General features: G+C 72.9%; 9 protein-coding genes and 3 pseudogenes. 7 read left to right on the top strand and 5 right to left on the bottom strand.

What is annotated here, in order from left to right; translation table 11 throughout:
* Window positions 1-34: 34 nt before the first annotated feature.
* From ASC60_RS17595 to ASC60_RS17585, 3 genes and pseudogenes are all read left to right on the top strand, one after another.
* Window positions 35-468 (top strand): annotated as a pseudogene (locus tag ASC60_RS17595) (carboxylesterase/lipase family protein); the annotation flags it as partial.
* Window positions 469-603: 135 nt separating this feature from the next.
* The gene (locus ASC60_RS17590; RefSeq protein WP_055551964.1) at window positions 604-1068 is read left to right on the top strand and encodes a low molecular weight protein-tyrosine-phosphatase; all 465 of its coding nucleotides are present in this window, start codon (window positions 604-606) and stop codon (window positions 1066-1068) included.
* Complete coding sequence (locus tag ASC60_RS17585; RefSeq protein WP_055551962.1) at window positions 1065-1925, top strand: fructosamine kinase family protein; 861 nt, start codon at window positions 1065-1067, stop codon at window positions 1923-1925. The genes ASC60_RS17590 and ASC60_RS17585 overlap by 4 nt, the downstream gene beginning before the upstream one ends.
* 6 nt (window positions 1926-1931) lie before the next feature.
* On the opposite strand, the gene ASC60_RS17580 is transcribed toward ASC60_RS17585, so the two are convergent.
* A complete protein-coding gene (locus tag ASC60_RS17580) occupies window positions 1932-2909 on the bottom strand; it encodes a YafY family protein (RefSeq protein WP_055551960.1) in 978 nt (325 codons plus the stop codon).
* Window positions 2910-3004: 95 nt separating this feature from the next.
* On the opposite strand from ASC60_RS17580, the gene ASC60_RS17575 reads away from it, so the two are divergent.
* The gene (locus ASC60_RS17575) at window positions 3005-3385 is read left to right on the top strand and encodes a glyoxalase/bleomycin resistance/extradiol dioxygenase family protein (protein ID WP_055551958.1); all 381 of its coding nucleotides are present in this window, start codon (window positions 3005-3007) and stop codon (window positions 3383-3385) included.
* A 2-nt stretch (window positions 3386-3387) separates the two neighbouring features.
* Here the strand turns inward: ASC60_RS17575 and ASC60_RS17570 are convergent, their stop codons facing one another.
* From ASC60_RS17570 to ASC60_RS17560, 3 genes are read right to left on the bottom strand one after another with little or no spacing between them, the layout of a single operon-like run.
* A complete protein-coding gene (locus ASC60_RS17570; protein WP_055551956.1) occupies window positions 3388-4917 on the bottom strand; it encodes an aldehyde dehydrogenase family protein in 1530 nt (509 codons plus the stop codon).
* A 46-nt stretch (window positions 4918-4963) separates the two neighbouring features.
* The gene (locus ASC60_RS17565; protein ID WP_055551954.1) at window positions 4964-6367 is read right to left on the bottom strand and encodes a VOC family protein; all 1404 of its coding nucleotides are present in this window, start codon (window positions 6365-6367) and stop codon (window positions 4964-4966) included.
* A 45-nt stretch (window positions 6368-6412) separates the two neighbouring features.
* Window positions 6413-7618: an FAD-binding oxidoreductase gene (locus ASC60_RS17560; RefSeq protein ID WP_055552462.1), complete on the bottom strand. Its 1206-nt coding sequence runs from the start codon at window positions 7616-7618 to the stop codon at window positions 6413-6415.
* Between the two features lie 176 nt (window positions 7619-7794).
* Here ASC60_RS17560 and ASC60_RS17555 point away from each other — a divergent pair, with 176 nt between their 5' ends.
* The 3 genes and pseudogenes from ASC60_RS17555 to ASC60_RS41690 form a co-directional block, all read left to right on the top strand.
* Window positions 7795-8709 (top strand): LysR family transcriptional regulator, encoded by a 915-nt coding sequence (locus tag ASC60_RS17555; RefSeq protein ID WP_055551953.1) that lies wholly within the window; start codon window positions 7795-7797, stop codon window positions 8707-8709.
* 398 nt (window positions 8710-9107) lie between these two features.
* Window positions 9108-9746 (top strand): YceI family protein, encoded by a 639-nt coding sequence (locus tag ASC60_RS17550; RefSeq protein ID WP_055551951.1) that lies wholly within the window; start codon window positions 9108-9110, stop codon window positions 9744-9746.
* A gap of 64 nt (window positions 9747-9810) precedes the next feature.
* Window positions 9811-10903: pseudogene (locus ASC60_RS41690) on the top strand (phosphoesterase); the annotation flags it as partial.
* Between the two features lie 9 nt (window positions 10904-10912).
* Here ASC60_RS41690 and ASC60_RS17540 read toward each other — a convergent pair.
* Window positions 10913-12751, bottom strand: a pseudogene (locus ASC60_RS17540) (glycoside hydrolase family 9 protein); the annotation flags it as partial.
* Window positions 12752-12816: the final 65 nt, after the last annotated feature.

Below are 12816 nucleotides of genomic sequence, written 5' to 3'. Positions count from 1 at the left end.
ACCTCCACTATCTTCCTCTTCCGCCCTCCACGCCACCCTGACCCCCTTCGCGCCCGTCGTGGACGGCGAGGTGCTGCCCACCACTCCGTGGCAGGCGCCGGCGACCGGCACGGCACGCGACGTGGAGCTGATCGCCGGGCACAACCGGGACGAGTACCGGCTGTTCCTCGCCCTCGGCGGGCAGCTCGGCCAGGCCGGTGAGGAGGAAGCGGCGGCGGCCCTGCGCGCGTTCGGGCCGGGGCCGGACGGCGAACGGTCCTACCGCGCCGCCTTCCCCGAGGCCTCGCCCGCCGAACTCCACGAACGGGTCCAGTCCGACTGGCTGTTCCCCATGCCCTCGCTGCGGCCGGCCGAAGCCCAGGTGGCCGGGGCGGCCGCGCCCACCTGTACGAGCTGACCTGGCCCGCCCCGGCGGGCGGCGGCGCCATGGGCGCCTGCCACGGCATCGGCCGGGGCCTGGTCGGTGGGGCCGTTGCGTAACGGATGCGTGATCGCGACGCTGCCGCCCGGCGGCGGGCGTGGACATGGCCGCGTGGCGCAGGCCGCGGGTCCGGGCGCTCCCGGTGCCGTCCGGGCACCGCGGGCGGCCGTACGCTGGGGGCCGTGCACATCTGCTTTGTCTGCAGCGGGAACATCTGCCGCTCGCCGTCCGCCGCGCTGGTCTTCGCCGAGCATCTGCGCCGCGCGGGACTCGACGGTGCGGTACGGGTCACCAGTGCCGGTATCGGCCCCTGGCACGTCGGCGAGGCCGTCGACGAGCGGGCCGGTGAGGTGCTGGCCCGGCGGGGCTATCCGGTCGGGCACGTCGCGGCCCAGGTCGGCGCCGAGCATCTGGGCGCCGATCTGTTCGTGGCGATGGACGGCGGCCACGCGCGGGCGCTGCGCCGGCTGGTCGACGATCCGTCCCGGGTCCGGATGCTGCGGTCCTTCGACCCGGACGCGACGGGCGACCTGGATGTGCCCGATCCGTACTACGGCGGCCCGGAGGGATTCGACACGGTGCTGGACATGATCGAAGCCGCGACACCCCGCCTGCTCGCCTGGGCGCGCGAGCGCGTGGGCGCATGACCGGCGAAGGCCCGGGAGCGGCGGCAGGCCGTCTCACCGGCCGCCCGGTGACCGGTGAGCGCGCGATGTCCGGGGCGCTCGCCGAAGTCACCCTCGACGGCGGGCAGGTGGTGATGGTCAAGCGCGGTGACGACCCCGGCGCGGTGGAGGCCGAGGCGGCCGGGCTGCGCTGGCTGGCCGACAGCGGCACGGTCCGCGTTCCGGCCGTACACGGCTTCGACCCGCGCTGGCTGGTGACGGACCGGGTGCCGTCCGGTCGGCCGGGTGCCGGGGCGGCGGTCCGGTTCGGGCGCGAGCTGGCCGCGCTGCACGCCTCCGGCGCGCCCGCGTTCGGCGCCCCGCCGCCGGGCGGTCCGAAGGACGCGTACATCGGGGCGGCCCCGATGCGCAACGTCACCGGCGAGGACTGGCCGCGCTGGTACGCCGAGCACCGGGTGCTGCCCTATCTGCGCCGCGCCGTGGACGACGGCACGGTGCGGGCCTCCGAGGCGCCCGCGATCGAGCGTGTCTGCGAGCGTCTGCCGGATCTGGCGGGCCCCGCCGAGCCGCCCGCCCGGCTGCACGGCGATCTGTGGAACGGCAATGTGCTGTGGGACGCCGACGGGCAGGCCTGGCTGATCGATCCGGCCGCGCACGGCGGCCACCGGGAAACCGATCTGGCGATGCTGCACCTGTTCGGCTGCCCGCATCTGGACCGGGTGCTGGAGGGCTACCAGGAGGCGGCGCCGCTCTCCGAGGGCTGGCCGGACCGCATCGGGCTGCACCAGCTCTTCCCGCTGCTGGTGCACGCGGTGCTGTTCGGACGCGGCTACGCCGAGCGGGCACTCGCGGCGGCCCGGGCCGCATCGGCGACCTGAAACGCCTCATGCGCGGGCCGCGCGGGCGAGCCGGTCGGCGAGCGCCGCGACGAGATCGCGCAGCTCATCGGGGCGTTCGATGACGAACGGCAGGTCCAGCGACGCGAGCACACCGGGCAGCCAGCCGAGCCGTTCCACGCGCAGTTCGACGCGGGACCAGGGCGGGGACGGGGGCCGGGACGGGATCTCCGTCACGATCGCGACGTCGGCCGGCAGCCGGGTGTGGATCTGTTCGGCCGTCCCCTGGATCCGCAGGGTCACCCGGTGCCGGTACGGCGCGGTGGCGAGCCCTTCCAGGACGCGCCGCACCGGGTCGGCCCCGGCGGGCGGTTCGAAGGAGCCGGGCAGGGTCCGCGCCTCGGCGACGCGGTCCAGCCGGAACATACGGTCCTCGCCGATCGCGGGGTCCACGCCGGTCACGTACCACTTGCCCGCGTGGGCGACGAGCCCGTACGGGTGCAGCGTGCGGTCGCCGCCGCGGCCGTCGGCGGCGGTGTACCGGATCCACACCGGCCGGTGATGGCGCACCGCGTCGGCGATCGCCAGCAGGACCGGGGCCCGCGGGGCGGCCGGCGCACCGGGCGGCGGGGCCGTGAAGGCGAGGGAGCCGAGCACGGCGTCGAGCCGGCGGCGGAGCCGTTCGGGCAGCACGCGCCGGATCTTGGCCGCCGCGGTCTCGGCCGCGGTGTCCGTGGCCGCCGTCAGGCCGCCGCGCCGGCCGGCGGCCAGGCCGAGCAGCACGGCGAGCGCCTCGTCGTCGGTCAGCATGAGCGGGGGCAGGCGGTATCCGGGGGCGAGCCGGTAGCCGCCGTAGCGGCCGCGCACCGACTCGACGGGCACGTCGAGGTCGATGAGGTGGTCGGCGTACCTCCGCACCGTGCGCTCGTCCACGCCGAGCCGGTCGGCGAGTTCGGCGACGGTGCGGAGGCCGCCCGACTGCAGAAGCTCCAGCAGGGTGAGCACACGGGCGATGGGGCGCGGCATACGGTCAAGTGTGCCGCGGATACCGGGCGGGTTCTGCCCGGTATCCGCCGTAGCGTGCGCTCCGAAGCACCGGAACCCATGCCAGGAGAGCACCCATGGACTTCGTCTCGATCCGCGTCATCACGGGCGACATCACCCGTCTCGTCGGCTTCTACGAACGCGCCACCGGTGTGCGGGCGCACTGGTCCACCGAGGACTTCGCCGAGCTGAGGACCGCCTCGGCCACCCTGGCGATCGGCAGCACCCGCACCGTCCCGCTGTTCGCGCCCGGCTCGTCCCGCCCGGCCGGCAACCGCAGCGTCATCCTGGAGTTCCGGGTGGACGACGTGGACGAGGTGTACCGGAACCTGACCGGCTTCGTGGAGGACGTCGTCAAGGAGCCCACCACGATGCCCTGGGGCAACCGGTCGCTGCTGTTCCGTGACCCGGACGGCAATCTCGTCAACTTCTTCACACCAGCCGCCGAACGAAACTGACGTCACAGAAAGCTGACGTTCTGAGCGAGGGCGAGTTGGCTGGAGTAGTTGATGGTGTTGGTGGCCGGGCGCATGTAGGCGCGCCAGGAGTCGGAGCCGGACTCGCGGCCGCCACCGGTTTCCTTCTCGCCCCCGAAGGCGCCGCCGATCTCGGCGCCGGAGGTGCCGATGTTGACGTTGGCGATGCCGCAGTCGGAGCCCTCGGCGGAGAGGAAGAGTTCGGCTTCCTGCTGGTCGCGGGTGAAGATGCTGGAGGACAGGCCCTGCGGCACGTCGTTGTGCAGGGCGATGGCCTCCTGGAGGGTGTCGTAGGTCATGACGTACAGGATCGGGGCGAAGGTCTCCTCCCGTACGACCTCGCTCTGTTCGTCCACGCGGACGATGACGGGTTCGGCGTAGGCGGCCAGCGGCAGCGCCTCGGCCAGGCGGCGGTTGCCGCCCGCCAGGATCGTGCCGCCCTCGGCCTGGACCCGGGTGAGGGCGTGTCGCATGCCGTCGAGGGCGGTGGTGGAGATGAGCGGGCCGACGAGGGTGTCCTCGTCGAAGGGGTTGCCGATGGGGAGTTTGGTGTAGGCGGCGGTCAGCCGCGCGATGAGGGTGTCGGCGATGTCCCGGTGGACGATGAGGCGGCGCAGCGTCGTGCAGCGCTGCCCGGCGGTGCCGGCCGCGGCGAACACGATGCCCTGGACGGCGAGGTCGAGGTCGGCGGAGGGGGCGACGATGGCGGCGTTGTTGCCGCCGAGTTCGAGCAGGCTGCGGCCGAAGCGGGCGGCGACGCGGGGGCCGACCTCACGGCCCATGCGGGTGGAGCCGGTGGCGCTGACGAGGGCGACCCGGGGGTCGTCCACGAGCTTCTCGCCGATGGCACGGTCGCCGAGCAGCAGCCGGTGGACGTCGCGGGGCGCGCCGACGTCCTCGGCGGCCCGGGCGAGAAGCCGGTCGCAGGCCAGGGAGATCAGCGGGGTGAGGTCGGACGGCTTCCAGATCACGGTGTCGCCGCAGGCCAGGGCGACGGCGGTGTTCCAGGACCAGACGGCGGCGGGGAAGTTGAACGCGGAGATGACGCCGACGACGCCGAGCGGATGCCAGGTCTCGGCGAGCCGGTGGCCGGGGCGTTCGGAGGCGATGGTGCGTCCGTAGAGCTGGCGGGACAGACCGACGGCGAAGTCACAGATGTCGATCATTTCCTGGACCTCGCCCAGCGCCTCGGAGCGGATCTTGCCCGCCTCGATGGTGATGAGGTCGGCCAGCTCGCCCTTGTGGGCGCGCAGCAACTCGCCCAGGCGGCGCGGTAGTTCGCCGCGCCGGGGCGCGGGGGTGGTGCGCCAGGTGAGGAAGGCCGCACGGGAGGCGGCGATGGCCTCCTCGGTTCCGGCCGGGGTCGCGGCGGCCAGGCCGAACAGGTCCTCGCCGGTGATCGGGGTGCGGGCGGTGAGGCCACTGCCCTCCGGGACGCCGACGCCGACGCGCTCCAGGGCGGTGCGGGCCCGGCCGCGCAGGTCCTCGGTGGTGGGAAGGGCGGTGCTGGTCATGGGCGCTCCCTGGGGAGGTCGGGGGTGGGCGGGGTGCGTCGCGGTGTCAGCCGAGCGCGCCGTCGAGGTCCAGCGCTCGGGCGGCCTCGGCGATGGAGCGGTTCTGCTGCTGCTCGTAGAGGGCGAAGGGGTCGAGGACGTCGCGGCCGATGGCGCCGGACAGCCAGGCGCTGTCGTAGGCGGTGCCCGCGTGGTCGTTGTTGCGGGCGCCTTCGCCGGTGAGGTTGGACTGGAAGATCCCGGCGGCGGAGCGGGGCAGGAAGTCCTCGTAGACGATGGGTTCGGCGCGCAGCCAGCCCTGGGCCACCAGGTCGCCGAGGTCGGCGGGCGGGCGGCTGCCGTCCCGTGGCCGGTCGGGCACGGCGTGGTAGGTGAAGTAGCCCAGTTTCCGGTCGGCGAGCTGCTGTTCGGTGGCGGGGACGTGCGCGGCCCACAGCGCGCGGGCGATGTCGCCGCGGTCCGCCTCGGGGCGGGCGGCGGCCTCCTCGTCGATACGGGTCAGCAGCCGGTCGTAGAGGGCGCGGCCCTCGCGGGTGAGGGCGATGCCGCGCGCCTCGACCTCGCCGAACCGCACCCGCAGCGCCCCGCTGGTCACGCCGCCGTCGGCGGTGCGCATGGCGCGGGGTTCGGCGAGGGCCCGGAAGGAGGTCTGGCGCAGCAGCAGATCGGGGCCGTCCCAGCGCGGGGGACCCTGGATGGTGTCGATCATTTCGATGCCGCGGTCGGTCATGCGCCGGTACAGCTCGTCGATGTCCAGGACGCGCGGGGTGAGGTGGTTGATGTGGGTGGAGCGGACGCCGCCGATGTCCGCGGCGACGGCGGAGACCCGCTCCAGGGTCGCGTACCAGCCCTGGTCGATCGGCTCGGTCGACAACTCGAATGCCCGCACGGCCAGTTGGAGGAAGCGTTCCGCCTCCGCTTCGGGCAGTTCGCCCGTCGCCTCGGCCCGGTCGGCGAGGGCGAGCAGTTCCGGCGGGAACAACGCGCGGGTGGCGAGGAAGGTTTCCAGCCGGGCGCGCAGTTCGTCGTCGAAGAAGCGCGGGTCGGCGGGGGTGAGCAGGGAGGTGAAGACGCGGAACGGGTTGCGCGCCAGCTCCTCGCCGTCGGTGGGGCGGAAGGCGGTGGAGACGACGGGCACCGCGCTGGCGGCGGCCTCGCGCAGGTCGTAGAAGCCGGTCGGGTGCATGCCGAGGGCGCCGAAGACGCGCGCCACCTGGCTCATCTCCTGCGGGGTGCCGACCCGGATCGCGCCGTGGCGCTCCGCGGTGACCCGGCTGATGGAGCCCAGCCGCTCGGCGTCGGCTCCCCGGGCGCGCAGCACCTCGTCGTTGACCTCGCGGGAGACGTCCACAAGGGTGGTGTAGGCGGGGACCTCCCGCCCGTACATGTCCGAGAGCCGGGCGGCGAACGCGGCGCGCAGCTGCCACTGGCGATGTGTCCGGCTGGTCATCGTAAGTGCTGCCTTTCGGTTGGCGGTTCACACCACATGGGCGGTTCACACCACATGGGCTTCGGGGCGGGCCTCCGCTCCGGTGGTGAAGCGGTCGGCGCTGAACGGCGTGACGTCGAGGAACGGTGTGCGGTCCAGATACAGGTCCCGGACGATCTCGCCGACCGCCGGGGCCTGCAGGAAGCCATGCCCGGAAAACCCGGTCGCGTAAAGCACGTTGCCCCATTCGCCGGAGCGGCCGATCAGCGCGTTGTGGTCGGGTGTGATCTCGTAGAGCCCGGCCCAGCCGCCGACCGTCTCCATGTCGGCCAGGGCCGGGGCCCGACGGCGTGCGGCGGCGCGGAACAGCTCCAGCCACTCCGGGGTCCAGGTGGTGTCGTAGCCGTCGGCCTGGCCGGGGTCGGCGAGGCCGAACAGCAGCCCGTCGTCGCTGTTGTGGAAGTAGGCCGTGGAGGAGAAGTCGATGGTGAAGGGGATGCGCGGGGCGGGCGGGCCGAGCGGGGCGGTGAATGCCACCTGACGGCGCACCGGGCGCACCGGGAGGTCGATGCCGAGCATGTCCCCGATCCGCGCCGACCAGGCGCCCGCGGTGCAGATGACGGTGGCGCAGGAGATCGGCCCGTGGTCGGTGTGCACGGTGGTGACCCGGTCCCCGGCGGTGTCGATGGCGGTGACGGCGGTGTGCGTGGCGAACGTGGCGCCGGCCCGGGCGGCGGCGCGCGCGTAGCCCTGGATGACCAGCCCGGGGCGGGCGTGGCCGTCGGTGGGCGAATGCACGGCGGCCACGAGCCCGTCGGTGCTGACGTAGGGGCACAAACGCTGTGCCTCCCGCGGGCCGATCATGCGGCTGGGCACGCCGAGGCCGTTCTGGGTGCGCACGCAGACCTCGAAGTCCGTGGCCTGCTGCTCGCCGGTGAGCAGGAAGAGGTAGCCGACGCTGTCGAGCCGGATGCCGGCGCCGGGACGTCGCGGGAAGTCCTGGTACGCGCGCAGGCTGCGGCTGCCCAGCTGGATGTTCAGCGGGTCGGAGAACTGGGCCCGGACGCCGCCGATGGGCTTGCCCGAACTGCCGCAGCCCAGCTCTCCGCGCTCGACGACGACGATGTTCGCCACTCCGGCCTCGGCCAGGTGGAAGGCGGTGCTGGTGCCCATGACGCCACCACCGATGATCACGACGTCGGCGGCCGGCGGAACGGTGCGGAAGGAGGAGGACGAGGGAGACGCAGCGGGTGAGGAGGGCGAGGAGGACAAGTGGCCGATCCCTTCCCGGGGCGGGCGCCCGGGGCCGGAACGATCTCCGGCCCCGGGCGCGGCACGGCTGTCGCGGTGCGGGATGATGCCGATCAGCTGTCTGCCGGTCATCGTGCAGCACCCGAACCGTTGACGTCCATGAACAGTTATTGCTCGTTATCTATTAGGGTCTCTATATGGACTGGACGAGTGCCCAGCTGCGTTCCCTCGTCGAACTGACCCGGCGCGGCACCATCACCGCGGTGGCGGAGTCGCTGGGGTACACCCCCGGCGGAGTCTCGCAGCAGATCGCCGCGCTGGAGAAGGCCACCGGCATGGAGCTGCTGCGGCGGACCGGACGCAGGGTGGAGCTGACCGACGCGGGGATGACGCTGGCCCGGCACGCCGAGCGGATCCTGACCACCGAGGCCGAGGCGGTGGAGGCACTGGAGCGCACCCGCAACGACGCCTCGGGCACGCTGCTGGTCGGCCTGTTCACCACGGCCGCCGCCGAGATCCTGCCGCCCGCGCTGCGCAAGGCGCGCGAGGACCATCCGGGGCTTGCGGTCCACAGCCGCGACATGGACGTGGACGAGGTGTACGACGCGGTGGCCTCCGGGGCCGTGGACCTCGCGATCGGCCTCGACTACCCGGACGTGCCGATCCCGCGCGACCCGGCACTGCGGGTGACCCGGCTGCACCGGGAGCGCTTCTCGCTCGCGGTGCCGACCGGTTCGTTGGGCAGCCGGGAGACCGTCTCCATGGCGCAGACCCGGAACCTGAAGTGGATCCTGCCGTCCCCCGAGAGCTACTACGGGCGCGCCGTGCGCACCGCCTTCCGCCGGGCGGGCGTCGAGCCCGAGGTGCTGCACGAGGTGACGGACACCGCGGCGACCCTGGCGCTGATCGAGGCGGGGGTGGGGGTGAGCACGGTGACGGATCTGATGCTGCGGCTGCGGCCCTCCCGCTTCGATGTGGTGCGGCTGCGCGAGACGATCGAGCGGCACATCGTCGTGGTGTTCCGCTGCGCCGCGGAGCGCAGGCCCACCGTGGTGGCCCTCGTCGACGTCCTGCGCGCCGTGACCCGGTCGGGGCTGGGCGGGCGGGCATAAGCGTTCCTTGTCGCCGAGGCCGCCGCCGCCCGCGAGGAGCACGGCGACGACTCGCCCCGCCGAGCGGGGGCCACACGATCCACCACAGCCGCACCTGATCGTGGAGATTCCTTGAAGAAATAAAAGAGAAGGTGACGACAGGTAGGTCAAAATTAAAGCACCGGCGTCCGAACGTGACACGAGGCCCGGCGCCCAAAGAGCGTTTCGTCCGCCGATTGTCCGTCATCCGGCAGTCTGCGCCCGCCGTTTACATGTGAAGACCCGGTGCCGGTCCCACGGCAACGGGACCGGACTCGCGAGGGAAACCGCAGACCGGGCGGTAGGGTGACGTCGCAGTCCCGGGCCGGCCCAGAACAGCACTTGCAGTGCTCCTCACTCTTGCAGTAACCAGATGCCCCATGAAACTTTTCACTCGCAACTTTTCGCCCCGCTCCGCGGTGACCCAGGACGCCCCGGCCTCTTCCGGTCGCGACATCCGGCAGGGTCCCGGGCTTTCGGCCCTCACCGGGGAATGGATTATCGACGCGGCGCACAGCAGGATCGGTTTCTCCGTCCGGCACGCCATGGTGACCACGGTGCGCGGCGCCTTCACCGAATATGAGAGCCGTCTCTACTTCGACGGCCACGATCCGTCCCGCTCCCGGGCCGAGATCGTGCTGGCCAGCGGCAGCGTCGACACCGGTGTCGAGCAGCGCGACGCCCATCTGATGAGCCGTGACTTCCTGGACGCCCGGACCTACCCGCGCATCAGCTTCCGCAGCACCGAGGTGCGGCTCGCCGGTCAGGACGTGTACCGCATGTCCGGTGACCTCACCCTGCGGGACACCACCCGTCCGGTGGTTCTGGAGCTGACCTACATCGGGCACGTCACCGATCCCTTCGGCGACGAGCGGGTCGGCTTCGACGGCACCACCACCATCAACCGTTCCGAGTGGGGCCTGACCTACAGCGCCAAACTGGCCCAGGGCGGCGCCATGGTGAGCGAGAAGGTCCGCCTGCAGTTCGACATCGCCGCCATCCGCACCCCCGGCACCTGACCCCGCGTCGTACGCCCTCCTGGCAACTGCCGCCTCCCGGCGCCCCCGTGCGACGGCATCGGCCATTCTGTCCGGCCCTCCGGCCCGGGCGGCGGAGGAAACGGCCGGGCGGACCCTCGCCTCCTTCGTCGACGACTACCGGGCCAACACCACCGCCAACCTCACCCCCGAGACCAACACGGCCCCGCGCATCCTGAGCGGTGTGCGACACCCCCTCACCGGGCGGCGCACCGACGCGCAGGCCCGGGGATCCTTCCTCTACGACCGGCAGGACCAGAGTTACGCGGCCACCGCCGGCCTCGGCCGGGACACCACCCCGGCCGGCACGGTCGGCGACGCCGTACCGCCGTGCGCGCCCGCCGGTTCCGCCATCGGGGCCGGGGCCACCGACTCCGACCTCGGCGAGGTCGTCCGGCTCGTGCAGACGCTGCGCGGACCGTACGCGTCGAGCAACCCCGCCAAGTACGGCTACCAGTACCCCCCCCCCCCCCCCCCCCGGCCGTGGCGGATGACGGAGCACAGCGAGCTCGTGGACACCGGCGCCACGGACCCCCTTCGGCTTCCCCGTCTACGCGTCCGAGGTGGCCGTCACCCCTCAGCTGCTGCGTCAGCGCGGCGGCACCCCGGCCGGGGACGGCGGTTTCCCGAGCGGTCACACCAACGCGCTCCACCCGGCCAACGCCGGGCTCAAGACCGCCGACTACCTCCGCTCCCGGACCGGCACCACCGCCGACACCCTCTGGGCCTACGCCCACTCGGCGGGCACGGACACCGATCCGTACGCCGATCGCGCCGCCAACGCGCTCGCGATCACCGCACGGCTGACCTGCATCCTGCCCAGAGGCACCGCGACGTACGCGTCGAGATGGACGCGCACGACGGCGGCTTCGGCGCGGCCGACGCCTGGCGCAACGACATCACCGGCCGCAACCGCTACACCGGCGGCACCCGTGTCGAGGCGGGCACCCTGGTCGCGGGGTCGCCGGAAGCCCTGGGCGCGGGAGACGTCCGGGTGGACGGCGGCACCCTGCGACTCGCGACGCCCGGTGGCGTACGGGCGCGGCGCGGTCTCGTCGTGGCCCGGCGGTGCCACGCTGGAGCTGGCGCCGGACACCGGGGACGGCGGGAAGCCCGCCCTAGACGTCGCCCAGTCGGCGGCCACACGGTCAGCGCCGCTGGTCAGACATATGCTCAACGTCGCCGAGGTAGGAGGCCACCCACGCCAGCGGCGCGTTCCAGTTGATGGTGATCTCGTTGGTGGAGAACGCCATGATGTCGTCCACGTAGCACATCGCCGGGGCGCAGCCCTTCAGCCGCTTCTTCGCCACCGGGTCCTGCAGTCCGGAGTTCGGGCCACCGGCCAGGGAACCGCGCGCCGGGCCCGGCAGCCCGGGGTCGAGCTGGTGCGCCCAGAAGCGGTGGTGCTGGTGGTGGGAGTTCCGTTCGCCGTAGCCCGTGACATAGGACTGGTCGAGCGGATTGCCGCCCAGCAGATAGTCCATGCCGCGCAGCACCGCGTCGCGGTAGCGGGTCTTCCCGGTCAGCTCGTGCGCGGTGGCGAGCACGACCATGTTGTTCAGCACCTGGCTGTTGGAGCCCCACTCGTATCTGCCGCCCTTGGGTGCGTACGGGACGCCGTACGCGGACTTCGCGGAGTCCGAGGCGTAGCGGTCGGCGGCCTTGATCACCGTCGCGCGCACGGCGGCGCGCTGCTGGTGGGTGAGTTTGCTCGGCACTGTGGCCAGGTCCAGCGCGCCCAGGCCCGCGGTCGCCGACCAGGACAGGGCGCCGCCGCGCGGGAAGAGCGCGCCTGTGTCGCCGTGCAGCGGTGAGCCGAGGACGGCCGTGCGGTAGGTGTTCTCACCGGTGGTGAGGAACAGCTCGGCGGCGGCCCAGTAGAACTCGTCGCCGACGTGCCGGTCGCCGTACGCGCCGCCCCCGATGGAGTCCTTGTCGCCGGCGAACATCCTCGGATGCTTCTCGGCCGCGGCCCAGGCGGTCCGGGCCGTGTGCAGGCACCGGGCGGCGAAGTGCGGATCGTAGGGCTTGAAGAGGCGGGCGCACTGCGCCGCGGTGGCGGCGAGGTTGAGGGTGGCCGCGGTGGACGGCGGGCGCAGCACCCGTGGCTGCTGGTCCTGGTCCGGCCGGGTCGGCAAACCGGTCCAGTGCTTGTCGTGCACCTTATGGAAGGCCATACCGGCGTACGGCTTGCCCCGGGGCACCTGCATGCGCAGCAGGAAGTCCATCTCCCAGCGCGCCTCGTCGAGGATGTCGGGGACGCCGTTGCCGCGCTCGGGCACCCGCAGTTTGCCGTCACCCAGCGCGTCGCCGCTTACCCCCGCAGTGGTGCGGGCGCGCTCGTACGCGGACATCAGCTGGGCCACGGAGATGCCGCCGTTGACGACGTATTTGCCCTGGTCACCGGCGTCGTACCAGCCGCCGGAGACATTGCGCCGGTAGTCGGACCCATGCCATCGGAACCGGACGTCGGTGTCGCCACGGTGCGGGGCGGACCTGTCGTGGCCCGCGGGGCGGGCGTACCGGGCCCCGACCAGGTTCTTGTCGATCTTGATGCCGCTGCGGTTGTGGTAGAAGTACGCCAGCGAGTCGGTGCGCAGTGTGTCGTAGACGTGGTCACCGATGGTGAACGGCTCGCTCCTCTTCCCGCCGATGGTGACGGTGTAGCCCTCGCCCCCGTCGGTGACCTTGCTGAAGTCGAAGGTCTGGACGCGCCGGCGGGAGCTGGGGTCGATGCCCGCGGGGGTGGTGACGCCGCCGGCCCGCTTCGTGCCGTCGGCGGTCCGTAGCGTCCACGTCAGGGGCCTGGTGGCGCTGGTGACGACGGTGCCCTTCTTGGGGCCGTACGTCGGATAGCCGACCTGGTTCACCCGCACCGGCGAGCCGGTGCGGGCCGTGGGGCCGGGCTTCTCGGCGGCCGGCCGGGCCCGGTGGTCCGCGGCTTTGGCGGCGGGGGCGGCCAGGGCGCCGAGCGCCAGGCTCGCGGCGACGGCCGCGCCCAGCACGCGCGGGTGTCGTGCGACGTGTACAGCCATGCCCCAGAGCCTAGGAA

It is taken from the genome of Streptomyces sp. NBRC 110028 (assembly GCF_001417735.1).
Classification (GTDB): domain Bacteria; phylum Actinomycetota; class Actinomycetes; order Streptomycetales; family Streptomycetaceae; genus Streptomyces.
Note: the sequence above shows the minus strand (reverse complement) of the source record. Positions and strands in the feature narration are given on the sequence as shown.

Bases quoted from the DNA above. Each gene is read 5' to 3' on its own strand.
- ASC60_RS17575 (WP_055551958.1), top strand. From the start codon at position 3,005: ATGGACTTCGTCTCGATCCGCGTCATCACGGGCGACATCACCCGTCTC.
- ASC60_RS17555 (WP_055551953.1), top strand. From the start codon at position 7,795: ATGGACTGGACGAGTGCCCAGCTGCGTTCCCTCGTCGAACTGACCCGG.
- ASC60_RS17565 (WP_055551954.1), bottom strand. From the start codon at position 6,367: ATGACCAGCCGGACACATCGCCAGTGGCAGCTGCGCGCCGCGTTCGCC.
- ASC60_RS17550 (WP_055551951.1), top strand. From the start codon at position 9,108: ATGAAACTTTTCACTCGCAACTTTTCGCCCCGCTCCGCGGTGACCCAG.
- ASC60_RS17580 (WP_055551960.1), bottom strand. From the start codon at position 2,909: ATGCCGCGCCCCATCGCCCGTGTGCTCACCCTGCTGGAGCTTCTGCAG.
- ASC60_RS17570 (WP_055551956.1), bottom strand. From the start codon at position 4,917: ATGACCAGCACCGCCCTTCCCACCACCGAGGACCTGCGCGGCCGGGCC.
- ASC60_RS17585 (WP_055551962.1), top strand. From the start codon at position 1,065: ATGACCGGCGAAGGCCCGGGAGCGGCGGCAGGCCGTCTCACCGGCCGC.